This window comes from Streptomyces sp. NPDC001493, from assembly GCF_053597235.1.
Window position 1 is genome coordinate 122,057 of sequence record NZ_JBSFHV010000009.1, and the last position, 20,326, is coordinate 142,382.

General features: G+C 69.4%; 18 protein-coding genes. 10 read left to right on the plus strand and 8 right to left on the minus strand.

The genetic code is table 11. The annotated features are described in order from the left end of the window. Positions 1–14 precede the first annotated feature (14 nt). The 3 genes from ACWCWD_RS15510 (at position 15) to ACWCWD_RS15520 (ending at position 3,975) form a co-directional block, all read left to right on the plus strand. Positions 15–878 (plus strand): phosphate ABC transporter ATP-binding protein, encoded by an 864-nt coding sequence (locus ACWCWD_RS15510; RefSeq protein WP_450773225.1) that lies wholly within the window; start codon positions 15–17, stop codon positions 876–878. 182 nt (positions 879–1,060) lie between these two features. Beyond that, the gene (locus ACWCWD_RS15515) at positions 1,061–2,620 is read left to right on the plus strand and encodes an MFS transporter (protein ID WP_450773226.1); all 1,560 of its coding nucleotides are present in this window, start codon (positions 1,061–1,063) and stop codon (positions 2,618–2,620) included. A 104-nt stretch (positions 2,621–2,724) separates the two neighbouring features. Beyond that, the gene (locus ACWCWD_RS15520; protein ID WP_450773227.1) at positions 2,725–3,975 is read left to right on the plus strand and encodes an MFS transporter; all 1,251 of its coding nucleotides are present in this window, start codon (positions 2,725–2,727) and stop codon (positions 3,973–3,975) included. A gap of 24 nt (positions 3,976–3,999) precedes the next feature. Here the strand turns inward: ACWCWD_RS15520 and ACWCWD_RS15525 are convergent, their stop codons facing one another. Then, complete coding sequence (locus ACWCWD_RS15525; RefSeq protein WP_450773229.1) at positions 4,000–4,365, minus strand: YybH family protein; 366 nt, start codon at positions 4,363–4,365, stop codon at positions 4,000–4,002. Between the two features lie 100 nt (positions 4,366–4,465). Between ACWCWD_RS15525 and ACWCWD_RS15530 the strand changes: the two genes are divergently transcribed. After that, positions 4,466–5,437, plus strand: coding sequence for a LysR family transcriptional regulator (locus ACWCWD_RS15530; protein ID WP_450773230.1), 972 nt, complete (start codon positions 4,466–4,468; stop codon positions 5,435–5,437). A 333-nt stretch (positions 5,438–5,770) separates the two neighbouring features. After that, the gene (locus ACWCWD_RS15535; protein ID WP_450773231.1) at positions 5,771–7,831 is read left to right on the plus strand and encodes a phosphocholine-specific phospholipase C; all 2,061 of its coding nucleotides are present in this window, start codon (positions 5,771–5,773) and stop codon (positions 7,829–7,831) included. Positions 7,832–7,909: 78 nt separating this feature from the next. Here ACWCWD_RS15535 and ACWCWD_RS15540 read toward each other — a convergent pair whose 3' ends face one another. After that, a complete protein-coding gene (locus tag ACWCWD_RS15540) occupies positions 7,910–8,434 on the minus strand; it encodes an ATP-binding protein (RefSeq protein ID WP_450773232.1) in 525 nt (174 codons plus the stop codon). A gap of 188 nt (positions 8,435–8,622) precedes the next feature. Next, complete coding sequence (locus ACWCWD_RS15545) at positions 8,623–9,795, minus strand: MarR family transcriptional regulator (protein ID WP_450773234.1); 1,173 nt, start codon at positions 9,793–9,795, stop codon at positions 8,623–8,625. 549 nt (positions 9,796–10,344) lie between these two features. On the opposite strand from ACWCWD_RS15545, the gene ACWCWD_RS15550 reads away from it, so the two are divergent. From ACWCWD_RS15550 to ACWCWD_RS15560, 3 genes are read left to right on the plus strand one after another with little or no spacing between them, the layout of a single operon-like run. Next, positions 10,345–11,220, plus strand: coding sequence for a helix-turn-helix domain-containing protein (locus tag ACWCWD_RS15550; RefSeq protein WP_450773235.1), 876 nt, complete (start codon positions 10,345–10,347; stop codon positions 11,218–11,220). After that, positions 11,217–11,402 carry a DUF397 domain-containing protein gene (locus tag ACWCWD_RS15555; RefSeq protein ID WP_450773237.1) on the plus strand — a complete coding sequence of 62 codons (186 nt, stop codon included), beginning with the start codon at positions 11,217–11,219 and terminating at the stop codon, positions 11,400–11,402. Before ACWCWD_RS15550 ends, ACWCWD_RS15555 begins: the two co-directional genes overlap by 4 nt. Positions 11,403–11,456: 54 nt before the next feature. Further along, positions 11,457–11,645, plus strand: a complete 189-nt coding sequence (locus tag ACWCWD_RS15560) for a DUF397 domain-containing protein (protein WP_450773238.1) — start codon at positions 11,457–11,459, stop codon at positions 11,643–11,645. A gap of 124 nt (positions 11,646–11,769) precedes the next feature. On the opposite strand, the gene ACWCWD_RS15565 is transcribed toward ACWCWD_RS15560, so the two are convergent. After that, a complete protein-coding gene (locus tag ACWCWD_RS15565) occupies positions 11,770–12,033 on the minus strand; it encodes a hypothetical protein (RefSeq protein WP_450773239.1) in 264 nt (87 codons plus the stop codon). A gap of 120 nt (positions 12,034–12,153) precedes the next feature. Here ACWCWD_RS15565 and ACWCWD_RS15570 point away from each other — a divergent pair, with 120 nt between their 5' ends. Then, the gene (locus tag ACWCWD_RS15570) at positions 12,154–12,456 is read left to right on the plus strand and encodes a hypothetical protein (protein ID WP_450773240.1); all 303 of its coding nucleotides are present in this window, start codon (positions 12,154–12,156) and stop codon (positions 12,454–12,456) included. Here ACWCWD_RS15570 and ACWCWD_RS15575 read toward each other — a convergent pair. From ACWCWD_RS15575 to ACWCWD_RS15590, 4 genes are all read right to left on the minus strand, one after another. Beyond that, entirely contained in the window at positions 12,443–13,123 is a 681-nt protein-coding gene (locus tag ACWCWD_RS15575; protein ID WP_450773241.1) for a hypothetical protein, read from the minus strand. The genes ACWCWD_RS15570 and ACWCWD_RS15575 overlap by 14 nt on opposite strands. Before the next feature lie 445 nt (positions 13,124–13,568). Beyond that, positions 13,569–15,899: a hypothetical protein gene (locus tag ACWCWD_RS15580; protein WP_450773242.1), complete on the minus strand. Its 2,331-nt coding sequence runs from the start codon at positions 15,897–15,899 to the stop codon at positions 13,569–13,571. Between the two features lie 19 nt (positions 15,900–15,918). Further along, positions 15,919–16,350, minus strand: coding sequence for a hypothetical protein (locus tag ACWCWD_RS15585; RefSeq protein ID WP_450773244.1), 432 nt, complete (start codon positions 16,348–16,350; stop codon positions 15,919–15,921). A 477-nt stretch (positions 16,351–16,827) separates the two neighbouring features. Next, positions 16,828–17,466 (minus strand): CHAP domain-containing protein, encoded by a 639-nt coding sequence (locus ACWCWD_RS15590; protein WP_450773246.1) that lies wholly within the window; start codon positions 17,464–17,466, stop codon positions 16,828–16,830. A gap of 128 nt (positions 17,467–17,594) precedes the next feature. Between ACWCWD_RS15590 and ACWCWD_RS15595 the strand changes: the two genes are divergently transcribed. Beyond that, on the plus strand, positions 17,595–20,261 hold the full coding sequence (locus tag ACWCWD_RS15595; protein ID WP_450773247.1) for an ATP-binding protein: 2,667 nt from the start codon (positions 17,595–17,597) through the stop codon (positions 20,259–20,261). Positions 20,262–20,326 lie beyond the last annotated feature (65 nt).

Genomic DNA, 20,326 nt, shown 5'->3' on the forward strand with positions numbered 1-20,326 from the left:
CTTCTGGAGTCACCATGACCACCACCGACACGACCGGCGCAGCAGCCGACCGCGACGAGTTCACCGACACCCTCGTGCAGCCGCGCGTGATCCGCGGTCAGGGGCCCGCCACCCTGGAGGCCGACGAGATCTCCGCGTGGTTCGGGGACCACAAGGTCCTGGACCGGGTCTCGCTGACCATGCCCGCCCGCCAGGTCACCGCCCTCATCGGCCCGTCCGGCTGCGGCAAGTCGACGTTCCTGCGCATCCTCAACCGGATGCACGAGCTGATCGGTTCGGCCTCACTGGCCGGCCGGGTGCTGCTCGACGGCGACGACATCTACGACCGGGGCCGCCGCATCACGCAGGCCCGCCGCAACATCGGCATGGTGTTCCAGAAGCCCAACCCGTTCCCAGCGATGTCGCTGTACGACAACGTCCTGGCGGGCCTCAAGCTCAACGCCATCAAGGCCGGCCGGGACGCCCGGGACGACCTGGTGGAGGAGTGCCTGACCAAGGCGGGGCTGTGGCGTGAGGTCAAGGACCGGCTGCGCCAGCCCGGCGGCGCGCTCTCCGGCGGCCAGCAGCAGCGCCTGTGCATCGCCCGCTCCCTCGCGGTGCGCCCCCGCGTGCTGCTGATGGACGAGCCGTGCTCCGCGCTCGACCCGACGTCCACGCGGCGTATCGAGGAGACGATCGCCGAGCTGAAGTCGGAGGTGACCATCGTCATCGTCACCCACAACATGCAGCAGGCCGCCCGCGTCTCGGACACCTGCGCGTTCTTCCTCGCCTCGCAGGGCACGCCCGGCCTCATCGTCGAACACGGCGACACCCAGGCGATGTTCGCCTCTCCACGGGACGCGCGTACGGCCGACTACGTCAACGGACGCTTCGGCTGAGCCGGTGCACTCCACGGCCTCTCCCGGAACCGTCCACCATAAGCAGAGGTTCGGTCATCGCGAAAAACCAGCTCTTGGACTTCTGACGCCCCGCTCGCGAGCATGAACGAGGGGAGAGAGAGCGCCGCCGGATTCCCGTCCGGCGGCGCTTTCCGTCCGCCCGACGAGCAGAAGGAGCGCAGATGCAGAAGAAGTGGTGGACGCTGCTGGGGGTGTGCGGCGGGACGTTCATGCTCCTGCTGGACACCACCATCGTCTACGTCGTCATGCCCGACGTGCAGGAGGACCTGAACGCCGGGTTCTCGGACCTCCAGTGGGTGATCGACGGATACGCCCTCGCGCTCGCGGCCCTGCTGCTGACGAGCGGGACCCTCGCCGACCGGTTCGGGCGCCGCCGCCTCTACGCCCTCGGTGTCGTCCTCTTCACGCTCGCCTCCCTGCTGTGCGGCCTGGCGCAGTCCCCGCTGACGCTGGTCCTCGCCCGGATCTTCCAGGGCATGGGCGGCTCGGTGATGTTCGCGACCGGGCTGGCGCTGCTCGCGGGCAGTTTCGAGGGCCGGGAGCGCGGCACGGCGTTCGGTGTGTGGGGCATGGTCACCGGACTCGCCTCCGCGGTCGGACCGGTCGCCGGGGGGCTGATCTCCAGCGGCATCAGCTGGCGGGGCGTCTTCCTGGTCAACGTGCCGATCGGCGTCCTGGTCGCACTGATCGTCGTGCTGCGGGTGGACGAGTCCCGCTCACCGTTCGCCCGCCGGCTCGACCTGCCCGGGTTCGCCCTGCTGACCTCGGGGCTCGCGGCCCTCGGCTACGGCCTGATCCGCGCGGGCGAGGACGGCTGGAGCGACTCCCGCGCGCTCGCCTTCCTCGCCGTGGGCGGGGTGCTGCTGGCGGCCTTCCTCCTCGTCGAGGCGCGGGTGGCGGAGCCGATGTTCGAGCTGCGGCTGTTCCGTATCCCGACCTTCGTCGGCGGGTCCGTCGCGGCGTTCGCGATGAACGGCTCGCTGTTCGCGATGTTCCTCTTCCTCGCCGTGCACTTCCAGGAGGTGCTCCGGTACTCCTCGCTGGAGACGGGCGTGCGTCTGCTGGCCTCCTCGCTGGCGATGCTCCTCGCCTCGCTGCTCGCGGGCCGTCTCGGCGCCAGGGTCCAGCCCCGCTTCCTGATCGGCGTCGGGCTGCTCCTGGTCGGCGCCGGTCTGCTGCTGATGGGCGGGGTCGGCGCACGCTCCGGCTGGGAGCACTTCCTCCCCGGGCTGGTGCTGGGCGGGTTCGGCGCCGGGCTGGTGAACCCGCCGCTCGCCTCCACCGCCGTGGGGGTCGTGGACTTCTCCCGCTCCGGAATGGCCTCGGGCATCAGCGGTACGTTCCGGCAGCTCGGGGTGAGCGCCGGGGTCGCGGTGCTGGGTTCCACCTTCGCCGTCATCATCGGCAACCGGGTGCGCGACGGCCTGGCGGGCGTACCGGGGGCCGGTGACCGCGTGGACCGGATCGTCTCCCTCGTACGGGGCGGCGAGATCGACCGGGCCGCGGCGCTGGTCCCCGAGGCGCAGCGGGGCACCGTCGAGCGGCTCGCGGTGACGGGGTACGTCGACGGGCTGAACACCCTCCTCACCCTCTCCGCCTCCCTCGCGCTGGTGGGCGGCGTGGTGTCCCTGCTGCTGATCCGGGCGGCCGACTTCCAGGGTGCGCGGGAGCCGAAGGCGGTCCCCGAGGCGCCTCCTTCCGCCCGACTCGGCCTCCGGTGAACCGAGTTCCCCCTCCAATTCGGTGTCGCCCGGCCGCTCCGCGGCGCAGACTTCACCGCGACGCGCGCCACGACCGGGCGGCAACGGAGAGGAACCACATGCGCATGAGCCGGATCATCCCCCCGGAGGGCGCGCCGAGAAAGCTCGCCCTGGCCCAGCTCACCAACTCGGTGGGCGACGGCGCCTATTACGTGGTCTCGGCGCTCTACTTCAACCGTGTCGTCGGGCTCTCCCCCACCGCGATCGGCGCCGCGCTCACGCTGGGCTGGGCACTCGGGGCGGTGGCCGGGGTGCCGCTCGGACACCTCGCGGACCGGCGCGGCCCGCGCGGCATCGCGGTCCTGATGTCCCTGGTCACCGGGGCGGCGGTCGCCTCCTTCCTCCTCGTACGGGCCTACCCGGCGTTCCTGGTCGCGGTGTGCGTGTACGCCTGCGCCCAGTGCGGTCTCGCGGCGGCCCGGCAGGCCCTGCTGGCTGCGCTGGTCGAGCCGGCGCGGCGTACGGAGACCCGCGCCCATCTCCAGTCGACGGTGAACGCGGGTCTCGCCCTCGGTGCGGCGCTCGGCGGAGTCGCCCTGCAACTCGACACCGAGGGCGCGTACGTGGCCGCGCTGGCGCTGGACGCGCTCAGCTTCGTGGCCGCGGCGGTGATGCTGTACCGCCTGCCGGCACCGGGGGGAACGGAAGGCGCCGAACAACGCACGGGCGAACGCAGGTTGGCGGTCCTGCGGGACCGGCCGTACGCCGTGGTGTCCCTGCTCAACATGGTCATGCTGCTCTACATGCCGCTGCTGAGCGTGGCATTGCCGCTCTGGATCGTGCAGCGCACGGAGGCTCCGGGGTGGACGGTCTCCGCGCTGCTGGTGGTCAACACCGTGAGCGTGGTGCTCTTCCAGGTACGGATCGCGTCCCGGGTGACCGGCCTCGACTCGGCGTCCCGGTCGGTGCGGCACGCCGGGTACGTCCTGCTGCTGGCCTGCCTGGCCTTCGCGTGCTCGTCCCTGGGCACCTCGGCGTGGGCGGCGGGCGGCCTCCTGCTGGCGGCGGCCGTGATCCAGGTCCTCGGCGAGATGCTGCTCGGCTCCGGCTCGTGGGAGATCGGCTTCGGGCTCGCTCCCGCCGACAAGCAGGGCCAGTACCAGGGCTTCTACGGCGCCGGGACGGCCGTCGCACGGCTGATCGGGCCGCTGCTGCTCACCACGCTGATCCTGTCCTGGGGCTTCACCGGCTGGCTGGTGCTCGGCGGGCTCTTCCTGGCCGCCGGTACGGCGATGGGCCCGGCGGTACGCCGGGCCCACGCTCGTACGGAACACCGGGCGGCCCTTGGCACGTCCGCGGTGGTGGAGGGGAGTTGACTTCACCCCCCTCGCACATGACCCTCAGCCGGCCGGCGGACGGAACTCCGGCTGGTCGATGATGCGCAGCCAGCTTCCGTCCGCCTGGCGCCGGACCACCTGGGCACGGGCGCCGGAACCGTCCTTCGGGGGCGTGGAGGTCAGCGCGATGTCACCGATGACGAGGGTCGGGAGCGGCTCCTCCGCCTCGAACTTGGGCGCGTGGGACAGAACTTGCTCCCACAGCTGCCGGATGGCCTCCCGGCCGACCGTGGTGCTGCCGGGCGGGTACGCCATCACCGCGTCCTCCTCGTAGAGCGCCGCGAGTCCGGCGGCGTCCCCCGCGTTGGCGCGCTCCACGAAGAGGCGGGTGAGGTCCTCCGGCTTCAGGGCCTTCTCGTTCTCGGACACAACGTTCCTTTCCGGTACGTGATCTCTGCCTTCTCATGGTCCTTCGGAGAAGCGGAAGAAGTCCAATCAATCATCTCAACCTCCCCTATAATCAAAGGTTATGGAACTCAGACAGCTGAAGTACTTTCTCGCCGTGGCCGAAGAGTCCAACTTCACCCGGGCAGCCGAGCGTGTGCACATCAGTCAGCCCGGGATCAGCGCCCAGATCCGTCAGCTGGAGCACGATCTCGGCGCCACCCTCATCGACCGCTCGGGCCGCAGCGCCGGTCTGACCGCCGTGGGCGAGGTGGCCTTCGGACACGCGCGCGCGGTGCTCGACGCGGTGGAAGCGCTGCGGCACGCGGTGGACGAGATGAACGGGCTGGTCCGGGGCCGGCTCGCCGTCGGCATGGTGACAGCGTGCACGGTGGAGCCGCTCTTCGAGGCGCTGTCCACCTTCCATCTGGCGCACCCGGGCGTCGAGATCGGTCTCGTCGAGGACGACTCCGCCCGGCTGGTCGAGCGGGTCCGCGAGGGGGACGTCGATCTCGCGCTGATCGGCGTGGCGGGCCGGGCGCCGGGCGACCTGGACGGACACGAGGTGATCAGCGAGCCGATCGTCGCGGCGGTACCGCCCGGGCATCCGCTCGCCGCCCGGGCTGCCGACGGGGTCACCCTCGCCGAGCTGTGCGCCCATTCCCTCATCTGCCTGCCCCCGGGCACCGGCATCCGGACCGTGCTGGACCAGGTCACGGCCGCCCGGGGGCTCACGCCCACGGTGACCCTGGGGGCCGCCGCACCGGCCGCGGTGATGCGGCTCGCGGAGCGCGGGCTGGGGGCGGCGGTGCTCTCCGCGTCCATGGTGGCCCGGCGGCCGGGGCTGGTGACCGTACCCCTCACCGACGCGGACACCCCTGCCGTACTGGCCCTGGTCTCCGCTCCCACCAAGAGCCCGGCGCTGCGCGAACTCCTCGCGCACTGCCGGGAGTCGTTCGCCGCGCCGGGCGCTGAAGATCGGAACGGCGACGCGCCGGACGAGGCGTCGGGCGGGCGCTCGCGGGGTCGGCGTCCGAGGCAGGCGAACTTCGGATAGAGGGGATACGACTTGGCGGGGGCATCTCCGCCGACGCATCCTGACCGCTGCTGACCGCCCCTGCGGCGGACGGCGTGGACGAGCGGAGTGCCGGAATCGGCGAGCGGCAGCCGGGCGGCGGTTCAAATGCGGTGAACCGAGCCCTCCGACGGGTACTCGGCAGGCACCGGCGGACGGTCCGGCGCCCACGGCGATCCGCCCCGCGACGACGGGCTGTCCGTTCGCCGGGTGTACGCCGTCACGTCACGAACCCGCCCCCGTCGCGTAAAGGGGGACCGCTGTCCTTGGGGCGCCCCTCACCCCCGTCCCCCCTCACCCCCGAGGTCGTCACCCATGACAGAGCTGGACCGCCGCAGGTTCTTGCAGATCGCCGGAGGTACCGCGGCCCTCACGATGCTGAACGAGAGCATCGCGAGGGCCGCCGCCATTCCGGCGCAGGGCAGTACCGGAACCATCCAGGACATCGAGCACATCGTCGTACTGATGCAGGAGAATCGATCCTTCGATCACTACTTCGGTGCGATGAAGGGGGTGCGAGGCTTCGGGGACCCCCGGCCGGTGCTCCAGGACAACGGGAAGTCCGTCTTCCACCAGTCCGACGGCACGAAGGACGTCCTTCCGTTCAACCCGCAGGTGGACGACCTCGGGATGCAGTTCCTGGAGGGGCTGAACCACGACTGGGCGGGCGGCCAGCAGGCGTACAACAAGGGGAAGTACGACAAGTGGGTGCCGGCCAAGACGGCCACCACCATGTCGCACATGACCCGGAACGACATCCCGTTCCACTACGCGCTCGCCGACGCGTTCACCGTGTGCGACGCCTACCACTGCTCGTTCATCGGAGCCACCGACCCGAACCGCTACTACCTGTGGTCGGGCCACACCGGCAACGACGGTACGGGCGGCGGCCCGGTCCTCGGCAACCAGGAGGCCGGTTACGGCTGGAAGACGTATCCCGAGCGGCTGGAGTCGGCGGGGGTCTCCTGGAAGATCTACCAGGACATCGGCGACGGCCTGGACGCCGCCGGGTCCTGGGGCTGGATCAACGACGCCTTCCGCGGCAACTACGGCGACAACTCCCTGCTCTACTTCAACAGTTACCGGGACGCCCAGCCCGGCAGCCCGCTCTACGAGAAGGCCCGCACCGGCACCGACGTGAAGTCGGGCGGCACGTACTTCGACCGGTTGCGCGCGGACGTTGCCGCCGGGACCCTCCCGAAGGTCTCCTGGATCGCCGCCCCCGAGGCCTTCAGCGAGCACGCGAACTGGCCGACGAACTTCGGCGCCTGGTACATCTCGCAGGTCCTGGACGCGCTGACCTCGAACCCCGCGGTGTGGGCGAAGACCGCCCTGTTCATCACCTACGACGAGAACGACGGCTTCTTCGATCACGTCGTGCCGCCGTACCCGCCCGCCTCCTCCGCCTGGGGCCTGTCCACGGCGGACGTGTCGAAGGACCTGTACGCGGGTGGTACGGACTACGCGGCGGGCCCGTTCGGTCTCGGTCCGCGCGTGCCGATGATCGTGGTCTCGCCGTGGAGCAAGGGCGGTTACGTCTGCTCCGAGACCTTCGACCACACCTCGGTGATCCGCTTCATGGAGAAGCGCTTCGGGGTGCGCGAGCCCAACATCTCGCCGTGGCGCCGCGCCGTCTGCGGTGACCTGACCTCCGCGTTCGACTTCACCAAGGCAGACAAGGCCCCCGCCGCGCTTCCCTCCACGGACGGATACGTACCGGCGGACAAGAACCGTCACCCGTCCTTCCACCCGACCCCGCCGGCCACGGGCGCCCTCCCGAAGCAGGAGGCGGGCTCGAAGCCGACCCGCGCCCTCGGCTACAGCCCGTACGTGGACGGCCGGGCCACGGTCTCCACCGGCAAGTTCACCCTGACCTTCTCCGGCGGCCCCACCCTCGGCGCCCACTTCCACAGCACCTCGGGCAACCGCACGGACGGCCCCTGGCCGTACACCGTCGAGGCGGGCAAGACCCTCTCGGACACCTGGAGCACCAGCGCCTCCACCGGCAACCGGATCGACCTCACGGTCTGGGGCCCCAACGGCTTCCTGCGCACCTGGCGCGGCCCGGCGGCCAAGCCCGGCCCCGAGGTCACCGCACGCCACGTGGCGGCGGGCGGGAACCTGAAGCTCACCCTGACCAACTCCGGCCCGACGGCCGTGAACCTGACGGTGACCAACGCCTACGGCGGGGCGGCCCAGACCTTCAAGGTCAAGCCGGGCGCGACCGTCACCCCCACGCTCGACCTGCGGGCGGCCTCCCGCTGGTACGACGTCACGGTCGTCTCGGACGCCGACGCCACTTTCCTGCGCCGGTTCGCCGGTCACGTGGAGACCGGCGCCCCGGGCGTCTCGGACCCGGCGATCAGGACGGTGTGACCCGCCGGGGCCACCGGAGGGGCGGCAGCCGCCGCCACGGGACCTTCGGGGCCCTGGTGCGGCGGCTGCCGGGTTCCCTCAGGCCCCTTGGCCGACGCCCGGCGGCAGGTCCAGCTCGGCCACGACCGTCTTGCCGACGGGTGGGCGGTCGATGACGTCCCACCGGTCGGCGAGCGCCCGCACAAGGAGCATGCCCCGGCCGCTCTCCGCCAGGCGCGGCATCAACGGGGGCGGCATGTCCGCTGCGGGGGGCCTGAGTTCGCCCCGGGCGTCGGACACCGCGATGCGCAGGGTTGTCCGGCCGCCTCTCTCTGCGCCGGTGGTGCCAGTGGTGCCGGTGGCACTGGTGGTGATGTCCACGGCGATCTCGAAGTCCCGCCCGGAGACGCGGCCGTGCGTGACGGCGTTGGCGGTGAGCTCCGCCACGAGCTGAGCCGCGGTGTCCGATGCCTCACTGCCGTACGGCAGGCCCCAGAGGTCGAGTTGGTGCAGCACGAGCCGACGGGCGAGGCGCGCGCCGCGCGGGGTGGAGCTGAAGCGCTGTACGAGCATCCGGCCGGCGAGCGGCACGTGGCCGGTCGCGGGGACGAGCGGTGGAGTCATGCCCCCACGATGGCGCCGCTCGCCCCCCCTCCACCAGCGGCGACGCGCGTACTCCACCTCGGCGTACGCACCCCCGGGCGGCCGGTACGCGCCCCCGGGCGAGGACGCCGGGGCGCGCCTTCAGCCGCTCGCCGTCGGGGAGTTCGCTTCAGGGATTCGCATCAGGGGGCCGCATCAGGGGGTCCGCATCAGGGGGTCCGCATCAGGTTCCGCAGATTCGCGACCATGGACGAAACATCGCGTTCCTTCCGCTCCGGGGCCGCCGCACCGGCCGGTTCCGGGCTCTGGTCCCCCGTACGGCGGCAGGGGCCGCAGAGACCGTCCGGGAGCGCCTCCGCCCGGCCCGGTCGGCCGCACTCGGTGCACTCGACCAGGAGACCGCGTACCGGAGTGCCGGGCAGGCCGGAGGTCCGGGCCGCTACCGACGCCGGGGCCGGGGCGGGGGCCATGGGCAGTCGGGGCGGCATCTTCTTGGTGAGGCGGTTGCGCACCAGGCCGGCGGGCGAGTCGACGCGCGCGGGAAGCCCGGCCGTGAGCGCGGAGATCAGGTGCTCGGCGCCGTAACCGCGTCCGAGCCACTCGGCGGCGAGCGGTTCCAGGACGACGCAGTCCTCCTCGGAGAGCGGCAAACGATCGTCTTTCAGGCTGAGTTGAACCAAGGCCAGATAGGCGGGCGACGGTTCCGCGACAGCGGGGGCGACGGCTTCGACCGGCCCGTACCCCTCGACCGGGGGCACCGGCGGGACAGGTCCGGGGGACGCCGGGGCAGGCGCCTCTGGCTGCCGCTCCGGCAGCGGTTCCTCGGCGCGCTGCCGGGGTACGAACGCCTCCGGTGCCGGGGCGGCGGGGCGTACCTCGGCAACGGGTTCGGTGACCGGTTCGGCGACGGCCTCGGCGACTGAGGGCTCGACGGCCGGGGGCTCGGCCGGGGCACCGCCGGGCGCCTGCTCCGGCGCGGCATCGACACGCGCCAGGAAGGTGGTCCACCACTCGTTGTCGCGTGCGGTGCGGGACCAGTAGGTGAGCGTCACCCACCGGCACTGGCCGACGCCCTGCGCTCGGGTGCGCACCCGCCGCAGGTGCCCGGCGAGACCGAGCGCGCGCAGGGCGGTGCCGATGGCCATCTGGCCGCACACTGGCAGGTCCTTGGCCAGCGACTTGATGTCCATGGCAGCACCTTCGGGCAGGCGGTCGACGTACCCGGCGACATACCGCTCGCGCTCCGGCAGGAAGGCGAAGTCGCCGCTGTGGGGGTGGGCTTGGCCGGGGACGGACCGCTTGCCGTAGCCGGTACGCGCCTTGCGGTACGGGCGGGAAGCTGCGGGCGCGGGCGGGGCGGAGCTAAGGTGCTGGGTAGCCACGAGATCGTCTTTCTAATGGTTGCGATCTTGGGTAAGACCCCGGCCTGGTGCTGTTACACCGGTCGGGGTCGTTTCATTGGGGGCACCGTAAGCAGGCGTGACTCTCCGCCGCAACTCGCTCACCATTAGTCATACTTGCTGGCCGTGACGGGGTGGGGAGGTAGGGAGGGTTTCCCCAAACCCCCCTACCTACCTCCCGGATGAACAACACCGCTCGAATCCCGAACCCCGCGTCTCGACCCCCGAATCCCGAAGCTCAAGCGTCGGACCGCGCACCCATTCCGATCCCCCGGACGAGTGACAGCAGGGACAGCGACGCTCGAATCCCAAGACCCGAAACCCGAGCTTCGGGGCCCGAGTTCCGGAGGCCAAGGGGGCGTCGGGGCACACCACACCCTCATCCCGCTTCGGGCGAACCCCAGGATTCACCGTCCCCGCCCCGCGTACGCTGTGACGTCCCACGCACACGCTCGGTGGCGGTCTCGCGTGGAGGTACAGCACAGTCGGAAGCGGTACGGCGGGGCGGGTGCGCGCGAAAGGTGGCCAGCGGTGGCCTACGAGAACACGGACGACGAGACTGCGGGACCGGCAGGGGGAGGTGCGGGTGCCGAACCGGGGGCCTCGGACAGCCTGCGTACCTTCGGTGCGTTCGTCCAGGCCCTGCGTGAGCACAGTGGCCTCACCCGCGAGGAGTTCGCCGACCGGGTGGGCTTCTCCAAGCACACGGTCGCCTCCATCGAACAGGGCCGCCGGATGCCGGACGTCGACTTCGTGGAGGGCGCGGAGCCGGTGTTCGGGAACACGGGTGCGTTGCGGAAAGCCGTACCGCATCTGTCGCGGCAAGCGGGGCTGGCCAGTTGGTTCCGGCAGTGGGCGCGCCTGGAGAAGACGGCAATCAGTCTGTACACGTACGAGTGTCGAGTTCTGCCGGGTCTGTTGCAGACCGAAGCGTATGCCCGTGCGGTGTCACTTGACGTGCCGCCACTACCCCACCCGGACGAACTGGAAGAGCGAGTCGCGCTTCGTCTTGCGAGGCAGGAGCTGCTGGCGGTGGCGCGAAAGCCGCCCACCGCGTTCAACTTCATCGTGGAACAGGCAGTACTGGAGCGTTGGACGGGCGGCGAGTCGGTCACGCGAGAGCAGTTGGACAGGCTGATCGAGTTGATCAAGCAGAACTGGAACGTAGAGATTCAGGTGATGCCGCTGCGGCAGCCATCACACGCGGGCCTGGACGGTCCACTGCAGCTGGCTGAGACACCGGAGAACCGGTGGTTCGCCTACTCCGAGGGGCAACAGAACGGGCGGCTCATCACCAGCCCGAAAGAGATCAGTCTGCTCCAGCAACGGTATGCGAAACTGCGCTCACAGGCTCTGTCCCCCGAAGACTCCCTGGGCCTGTTGAAGCGATTGCGAGGAACGCTATGAGCACGACCGAACTGGCCTGGTTCAAGAGCAGCTACAGCGGCTCCCAAGGAGACAGCTGCGTCGAGGTGGCCGAGGGAGCGCAGGCGATCCACGTCCGCGACTCCAAAGACCAGCGCAGCCCCGAGCTCACCCTCTCCCCCACCGCCTGGCGCGACTTCGTCACCTACGCCGCCCAGAACTGAACCCTTCCACCCCAAGGACTCCAGGGCCCTGCTGAAGCAACCGCGAGGAGCGCTATGAACAGCTTCGCCGAACGAGCTTGGTTCAAGAGCAGCTTCAGCGGCTCGCAGGGTGACGACTGTGTCGAGGTGGCCGAGGGAGCGCAGGCGATCCACGTCCGCGACTCCAAGGACCAGCGCAGCCCCGAACTCACCCTCTCCCCCACCGCCTGGCGCGACTTCGTCACCTACGCCGCCCAAGGCTGAGCCCCGCACTCCGACCCGGACACCCCGGCCCGGCAGGGGCAGGGGTACCGCATACAGCAGGCGGCCCCTCCTGCGTACAGGAAGGGCCGCCCCTGATCACTGTCATCTCCGCCTGCGTCAGCGGCTACGCCTGATCCAGCACGACCTGCGCGGGGAGCCCGGCGTTCTCCGCGCAGCCCAACTCCTTGGCCATGGCAACGGAGATGGAGTGGGTCACGGTCGCGTAGGCGTCCTTCAACGCCCCGTTCTCGTCATCGATGTCCTTGGGCATGCCCCAGCGCATCACCTCGACGGAGATGTGGGCCGGATTCGACCCGGCGAGCTTGTCGCTCCGGCACGCGAACTCGATGAGCGCTTTGTCGGGCGTGGTCCAGGCTGCCTCGCCCATCTTCAACTCGGTGTACTCCGAGCCCATCTTGCCCGTCGGGGCGTCGCGTGCCAGATTCCAGGTGATCCTGAGCTGGATCTCGGGCGTACCGACGGGCGTGAAGACACGACAGATGTCCCCGTGCTGCCCATGCTCTCGGTGATGAATTTATCCTGCAGGGCGCTCGCGGCCTTCGCGATCGAGTACTCCTTCGCCGAAGCCTCCAGCCGCGACTCCCCCGTGATCACCTTCAGCGCCTTGGCCGCGTCGGCGGACATGGCGTTGCCGCCGCAGAGTTCCGTCCCCGCCACCGCCTTGTCGGCCGCTTTCGCAGCCGGGTCCTCATCTCCGCCACAGCCGGTGGCCCCGGCCAGCAGAGCCACGGCGGTCATCGAGCCGACGCAGGTCCTCCTCAACATGGGCTCTCCATCTACTTCGTCGTGAGGACGGGATTTTCCGGCAGCCCTGCGTTGTCCTCGCAGCCGAGCTTCTTCACCACGGAAAGGGCGCCGGCATGGAGGATCTCCACATTGGCGTCCCGGTTCTCGCGGGTGTTCGCAGCGCCCGACTTGTTCGAGAAGCTCCCATGGATGCGCAGGGGCTCCTCGCTCGATCCCTTCAGCTGAGGACTCACGCATTCCAAGAAGATCGACGCTCCGGCACCCCTCGCCTCAGACCTCTTCCCCATGGTGTACAACTCCGTGCCGGACGCGGTGCGAAGGTCCTTGACGTCCTCTGGTGCGTACATGAAGAAGCTGAGCTCAGCGGTCTCATTGACCTTGGCCCCCTCGTGGCTGAACGCGCACAGATTCGCCTCCCGGCCCCAGCTGTGTCCGGACTCGTATCCGTCCTTCAGCGCTTTCACGACCTTTTCCATGCCTTCGTCGCTCTTGTCGAAGAACTCGGTCGTCGCCGTGACCGTTTCGAGCTTCTTCGCCAGTGGCCCTTCGAACAGGCCGCCGCAGACCTTGTCGGCACTCACATAGGGGTCACCGGTGCCCTTGCCCTCCTCCCCGTCCGAGCCGCAGGCCACCACGCCGGCTCCCAGAGCCGCGACCAACCCCACAGCGGCAGTAAGGCGCCTTGCCCGCACCAGTCCCACGATCCTCATCCCTCCACCAGTACCCATCTACTCGTCAGCCCGCTTCCGGAGCCCGCTCTGTCGCTTCTCCCGGTGGTCTCCGGTCGAACGGCCGAGCCTCACGGTCTCCATCATGTTCTGGCGAAATTCACTGTTCATGTCCGCAGCGCTGTTCGCGAACAACTCCAACGGTGCTCCGCCCTTCTGCGCCGCTCAGGGCTGAGCCTCACGCCCCACACCGGAACCACCGGACCCGTCCGACGCGTTGTCCTGCGCCGCCGGGCGGCCCCTCCTGAGGAAGAGCCGCCCTCCGCCACGCAATCGTCAACCACTTTCGTGGCGGCGTCCTCGTCTCGTCCTCAGCAGGTGACTACCGGAGACAGCGCGCCGACCATGACCGCAGCGACACGCTTCACGTGCTGAGCTGCGGCTGATCACTGTCCGCACGCTTCGCCTACCGGGCCGTTCACTGGCCTCAGTCGGTCTCCGGGTCGTTGCCCTGCTGGTTCTCCCGGTCGTTGCCGACCCCGTAGCCGATCAACATCGATTCCTTCAGGTCCTGCGCGAAGGTGTCGTCGTCCTTATAACCGTGCCGACCCAAGAACCCCTCCGTCGGAGTCTCGGCCATGCTCTCACCGCCGGCGTAGATCTTGGTCTTCTCCTCCCGGGTGAGGTCATCCAGCTTGTCCGCGTTCGCATCCACCGAGTTGTCGGAGAAGTCGCCGACCATCTGGCCCATGACCTGTTCGACGGCACCACTGGCGGTGTCGGTCGCCAGCGGGATGAGCACAGCGGCCGCGCCGACGGCTGCGGTCGCGGGCAGAAAGGCGACGCCCGCGGCGACGCCCGCCGCGGCGCCAAACTCGACCCAGCCCGAGCGCTTGGCGACCGCCTTCTCGTACTCCTCGTGGGTCTTGAGGTTGGTCGCCTCCACCTGGTCGGCCCGGGACTGGTCGAGCATGCCCTGCACCTCGGCACCCACGCGCACGGTCGCCCTGGCGGCGCCCTCGTGAATCTTTCCGTCCGAACCCACCGTCTGTTCCAGGGCGCTGGTGGTGTAGGCCTGTTCCGCCGTGGAAACCGTCGCGTAGGCGTCCGGGTGCTGGCCAAGAGTGCTGAGGAAGCCCCGGACCACACTTCGCCCGTTCCCGTCCGCGGTGTCCCCGAAGTCCAGGTGCGCGCCCTTGCCCTCACCCGGAGCGAAGACGCTGCCCGAGTCGTTCTTGTCCAGCGCCCAGTTGATGTCGTTGATGTAGCCGGCACCCATGGTGCCCAGGCTGTCGGACATCGCCGCGTTGTCCTTGAGCAGCTTCGGGTCCGCGGCGTACTTCTCTATGACCTTCTGCATGACCTTGACGTTGTCCTCGTCCCGCACCACACTCGCGTCCGGCTGCCCGTCCGGGTAGCCGAGGGTCGCCGCCTCCAGGGCGTGGCCGAGGGCGTCGGGCATCTGGTCGAGTGACGCCTTGAGCTCCTTCTCGTCCAGCGAGTTGACGTCGGGGAAGGATTCGTACTTCTCGTTGCCGAAGAAGTCGAGGTAGTTGTCGATGCCCTTGCCGAGGTTGGCCGTGGCGCCGGTGTTGACCGTGCCGTCCTCGTTGTAGGCCGTCGGGTCGTCCGCGAAGAAGTGCTTCGCCGCGTCGGGGCTGTTGCCGAGCGCCTCCAGCATGGCGGAGACCGGGTCGTATCCGGCCCCGTTCTCACCGGGGGGGTTGAACGGGTTCTTGAACGGGCTGTTCACCACCTTGTTGTCGGCGAACATGTACGGGTCCTTCTGGTGCAGCTGCGCCACGTGCTCGGCGATCGGGTTGAGGAACTTCGCGTCGTAGTTCCCGTACCGCATGATCCCGCCGAGCAGCTGGTATCCGAACGGCCCGTTGTAGTCGTTCTTGGCCAGCGGAACGCGCTCCGTACCCAACTTGCGGAGCTCCGGGCCCCACTTGTCGGTGAACTCCTTGTCGTGCGAGGCGGTGGCCAGGTTGAGGCCGAGGTTCTTCTGGAGCTCCTGGACGTCCTTGAGGCGCTCCGGGTCGACCTTGCCGTACTCGTACGTGTCCGTGGAGAGCTGGCCGAAGAACGCGAGCGACTTCTCGGGGCCGAGCTTCTGGTAGAAGTCCTTGGAGAACTCCACCGACGAACTGTTGTCCTTCAGAAGCTCGTTGAGCTGCTGAAGCTCGGTGTGCGTGATGTCCCGGCCCTTGGCCGCCAGGGCGGCGGCGCGGTCCGCCTCCTCCTGGTCCAGCTTCGTGTACTTCGGGGCACTGAAGTCCTTGCGGTCACCGAAGTTGGCGTCGAGGGAGTTCTTGAAGGCGAGGTCGTCGTCGTTGCAGTTGTCGACGATGAGGTCGATCTTCTTCTGCCAGGACGCGATGTTCTCCCTCTCCCGCCGCAGCAGGTCGGGGAAGTCGGGGTCGTGATGCTGGCCGGTGATTTCAGACACCGGGTGCCGCGCCGCGACCTTGCCGCTGCCGTCCACCGTGACGCCGGCCGCAGGACCGTCGTGGTCCCTGATGGCGACCAGCTCGTCCTTGGCCTTCTTGATGGCCGCGCAGCCGTCTTCAAGGACCGCCTTCACGCCCTTGGCCTCGGCTGCGGCGTCCGAGAACTCCTTGGCCGTCTTGCCGATGAACTCCTTGGTGACCCCCGCGTTGACGCCCTCCCAGGACGCCCCGTCCGCCTTGGCCTTCATCCCACTGGTGGCGTCGGCGGCGAGCTTGTCCAGCTTTCCCGCCATCTCCGACCAGTCGTCGGCGGCGGCCTTCAACTTCGCCACCGGGGCGTCGACTATGTCCTCGTACTTCAGCATGTGCGTGCTCCCCCGAGCCCTAGTTCATGTATTCCGTGAGCACGGATATCTTCGTCAGATCCCCGTCGATCTTCGCCTCGTCCTTGGCGTGCTGGGCCTTGGTGTAATCGAGGTGGTTCGAGATCTGCGCACAGGAATCCAGCAGCGTCTTCAGGTGGTCCTGCCAGGCGTCGTGCACCTTCAGCACAGCGGAACCGCACGTGAAGTTCCCGCTGGTCAGCGCCGTCGCCGCGTCGGCCGTCGAATCACGGGCGATGTTGCCCTCCTTCGTCAGCCGGTTCCGCAGGCCGTAGGCGTCGTTGCCGATGGCGCCGAGCTCGTCGACATTGACCACCAGGTCCCCGCTGCCACCGCCTCCGCCGCCGCCGTCGGCCGGGATGTGGTCGATCTGCATGGCGGTCCGCTGGGCCGCGGCCGCGCGCAGTTCAGCCCATTCTTGCTCGAACGTCACGAATTCCCCCAAGTCCATCCGGGCAGGCCGCTCCACCGTATTCGCGCGACCACCGACGCAATCACCGTATCGTCTGTATCAACGCGGGGGTCCGGGTGGCTGGTGAGGATTCCCTGGACTCCGGACGAAAGCGACCGATTTCCCGGCGCGGGGCGCGGGGGCGCCGGTACACGCGCACACGACGACGGCCGGTGCCGCCCGTTCGGGGCGGCACCGGCCGTCGTTCCGGGGCGCGCGCCGCACCGCGCGCCCGTGTCGGACAGTCCGTGTCCCGCGCCCCTGCCGCGCCGATCCCGGGACGGCCGCCGCGGCGAACGCAGGCGGGACGGACTCGGTCACCGAGCGGCCACGACCGCCGGGTGACCCGAGACATGGGGACGGGAGAGCTACGGCGACCTCCACAGGATGCACCGGTGTCAGTCGATCCACAGCGGGTGCGAGTGGTGGGGCCGCCCCGGGGGCAGGCCCCCGGCGTGACTACCGTGGAGACGCGGAGCCGCGGAAGGTCTTGCCGGGGAGGGCAGGTCCTCGATTGCCCCAGTTGTAGACCTTGCGAGTGACACTGTCGTCGCCCGCACCGGTGTTGCCCTCGATGGTGGTGACCGTCCGCCCCTTCACCCCGACGACGACTCCGACGTGACCGTGGGCCCGATCGCCCTTGTTGGTCCACACCAGCACATCACCGGGCTGCGGCAGCCTGTTGACGTTGTACGCGTGGTAACGGCTTCCCAGCCCGCGCCAGGCCTGCGAGGACGCGTAGCTGCTCGGCACACCTCGCTTGCCCCACATGGCCGCGGCGAAGTAGCCGCACCACGGGTCGCCGTTGAAGTTGTTGTACTCGTTCAGGTTCTTGCCACCCAGGTAGTTGCTCCCGCTCTTCGGCTTGCTGAGCCGGACCGAACCCTTCTTCGACGTCCTGTACTTCGTCGGCTTCGTCAGAGCCCTGTTGGCGTTGGCCACGATCTGCGACCGGACGGAGGGAAAGGATGTCTTCGAGGCCGCGGTCGACCCCTTCTGCGCCACCGGCACGGTATCCGCGGCGGCCTGGCCGACCACCGGACCGCCGAAGAGACACACGGTGAGGGCGAGGGCGGTCAAGTTGTTGCGTCGGAACATGTTCGAGTCTTCCTTCTCGTGCCGCACGGACCGCGGAGGGTCCGCACGTGGCTGTGTCCGGAGGCAACAGGCCTGCACCTGCTCGCACGACGGCACGACCGGATGCGCCGACGGCGAGAGCGCGTCCCGTGAACGGCACCCATGAAAAGCGGCACTCGTGGATCACAGCTCTGCCTTCCGTCCCGCCGTCGGCGGGCGATCGACAACGAGCATCGGCGCTCAAGAGATTTGTCCGCCATATAGCGGCAGGGTTCATAATCATCGAATCAATACGACATGTCCGTGGAGGTACGAAGTTGGCAGGCAGACCGGGTCGTCGCGAGCAGCCGCTCGATCCGCGAGGTCCGCTGGAATGCTTCGCCCTGGAGCTGCGTGCGATGCGTCTGCGGGCCGGACTCACCTACGCGGACATGGCCCTCGCGTCCTGCTTCTCCTCCAGCACCCTTTCCCAGGCCGCCGCCGGCCAACGGCTCCCCACCCGGGAGGTACTCCGCGCCTATGTCCGCGCCTGTGGTGGGGAGCCGCGTGAGTGGGAGGCGCGTTGGGAGGATGTACGGCGCAAGGTCCACGGAAACGGGCGACAGCGGAAGGACAACCGCGCCGCACCGCAGGACCGCGGCCCTGCGGAAGGCACCAGCTTCGTCGGCCGGGAAGCCGAACTCGCCCTCGGTCAACAGTTACTGGAGCGATGCAGGCTGGTCAGTCTGGTCGGAACCGGGGGTGTGGGAAAGACCCGGCTGGCCCGGCGTATCGTCCGTGAGGCAGGTGAGCGGTTCCCCGACGGCACGTACCGCGCGGAGCTGGCCGACCTCAGCAACGGCGCCGCGATCGCCGCGGCGGTCGCGGCGGCCGTGGGAGTGCAGGTGGCAGCCGGAGAGGACCCTCTGCACGCCCTCGCCAGGGTTCTGCAGGGCCGAAGAGTTCTCCTCCTCATCGACAACTGCGAACACCTCCTGGACGGATGCGCGCGAACCGTGGACGACTTGCTCGCGCTCCTGCCGGACCTGCACGTCCTGGCCACCAGTCGGCAGCCTCTCGATGTCGGCGCCGAGCATGTGCTGCGGGTAAGGCCCTTGGGCCTTACCGGCATCGCGAACGGAACCCGTCCCGGGTGGCCTGCCCCGGATGGTGAGGACACCGCCGTCTCCCCCGCCGTGACTCTCTTCGTCGACCGTGCCACGGCCGCGTCTCCCGACTTCCGGGTCACCGAGGCAAACCGGTACTCCGTCGATCGTGTGTGCCAACGACTGGACGGCCTGCCCCTGGCCCTGGAGATCGCGGCACGACGGCTGCGCACGCTGACGCTCGAAGAACTACTGGAACGATTGGACCACCGGTTCCGTCTCCTGGGCCCCGGCGGTGCCGACCGCACCGCACACCCTCGGCACCAAGCGTTGCGAGCGCTCTTCGACTGGAGCTGGGAGCTGTGCACCGAGGCCGAGGCGCACGCCTGGAAGCAACTGTCACTGTCCTCCGGCGGCGTACTGCTGTCCGACGCCGAGCAACTCTGCTCGCGCACCGACGACTTCGAGGACGGTGACGGCCTCGGTGACGGCGCGGAAGCCACCGTCACCGAGGCCGCTTTCGAGGCCATTGCGGGCCTCGTGGACAAGTCCCTCCTCACAGCTGTCGACACCGGCAACCGGACCCGGCTGCACATGCTCGAAACCGTTCGCGCCTATGGTCAGGAGCGCCTGGCGGAGAGCGACCAGGCGCAGCGGATTCTGATGCGCCATCGCGCGTGGTACCTGCGTCTCGCCGCTCGGGCAGGCAGCGCCTACGGCACGTCGGCAGAGGCCGAATGGCTGCGCCGACTGCGCGCCGAGCACTCCAATCTGCGTCACATCGTCGCCGCGTCGCCACTGGACGGTGAGTCCGCGGAGATCGAGCTGCGGGCGTCGCTGGGCTTCTGGCTGCACGGTCTGACCTCGGCCAGGGTGGGCGAAACGGCCGGCTGGATGCGGAGAATCCTCGAACGGCACCCCGTGCCCCCCTCACCCGAATCCACAAGCACATGGTGTCGCGCCGCCTGGGTGGCAGGCTTCCTCCTGCTCATCCACGGGGACCACGGCGGCACCACTGAGATGATCGCCCGGGGCGAGCAGGCACTGACGGGCACGGACGCGGAATCCGATCTCCTCGCGGCCTTTCTCCAACTACGCGGCCTGGTCGCGCTGGTCACCGGCGACATGGAGTCCGCTGCCGTGTACGCGCAGGCCTCCCTGGACACCGGGCCCGGATCCGCCGTACTGCTGACCCGCGCTCAGTGTGTCGCCCAGCTCGGCTTCGCCGCCGCCATACAGGGCGAGCGCCCCCGCTCCACCGCCCTCCTCGAACAGGCGCTCAGGATGTCCGAGGCGCGAGGAGACACGTGGCACCGGTGCTACCTGTTATGGGCCTTGGCCGTCGACCACTGCGAGGCAGGACACCCCGAGATCGCCATGCGCTTCCTCCGCCAGGCACTCCGGCACATCAGAAAGATCGACGAGCACCTCGGAGAGGCAACGCTCGGCGAAACCCTGGCCTGGATCCTCTCCTCTCGCGGTGACGCACATGGGGCAGCGGTCGTGCTGGGAGCAGTGAACCGGGCATGGCACCCGTCCGGTGCTCCCCGGCTCTTCGGTTTCGCCCGCTTGAACGCCCACCGCGACCATTGCCTCCGGGATGCGCGTAGGCAGCTTGGCGACCTCGAATACGCGCGGGCCTACCAGCAAGGCCGGCGCCTCGGCTTGCGTCACGCCCTGGAGACGGCGTTTCGGAACAACGAGCCTATGGAGACGGACAGATGTGAGTGATGACGGTGGCGGCCAGGGCGAGGAAGAACTCGGTTGCCTCCCTGCGTCGTTCGGTGCAGCGGCGG